This window comes from Caballeronia sp. LZ003, assembly GCF_031451465.1.
Classification (GTDB): Bacteria; Pseudomonadota; Gammaproteobacteria; order Burkholderiales; family Burkholderiaceae; genus Caballeronia.
The window spans coordinates 1-397 of sequence record NZ_JARUXJ010000215.1 but is presented as its reverse complement, the minus strand read 5'-3'; the positions used below and the strand labels follow the sequence as shown (position 1 = coordinate 397).

Annotated in this window: 1 pseudogene; it reads right to left on the bottom strand. The window is 73.3% G+C overall.

Annotated elements, in window-relative coordinates:
- Window positions 1-397: pseudogene (locus tag QCE79_RS34515) on the bottom strand (hypothetical protein); the annotation flags it as partial.

The window sequence follows — 397 nt, the reverse complement described above, 5'->3', positions numbered from 1 at the left end:
GGCCGATCCCGCCGATATCGCCACTCCCTTCAAGTCCAGACCCTGTTGCGCGCCACCGGCAATCAGCACCGCTTGCGAAGCCAGTGAACCCACCGCGCCACCTATCGCCGATGCACCCACCGCCACGCCGGCCGTCATCAGCGTGCCTCCGCCGCTCAAGGCTGCGATGCCCAGCGACCAGGTGCTGGCACTGGCCGCCGCTGCGCCTCCCGCGACCGCACCACCTGCGACTGCACCACCCGCCGCAGCACCACCTGCCGCCGCACCACCCGCAGCAGCACCCGCAGCAGCACCACCTGCCGCCGCACCCGTGCCCGCGCCCGCGCTCGCCGCCCCACCTATCGCCGCCGATGCCGCGCCCGCCGTGTACACCGTCACCACCACCGCCACCACGATC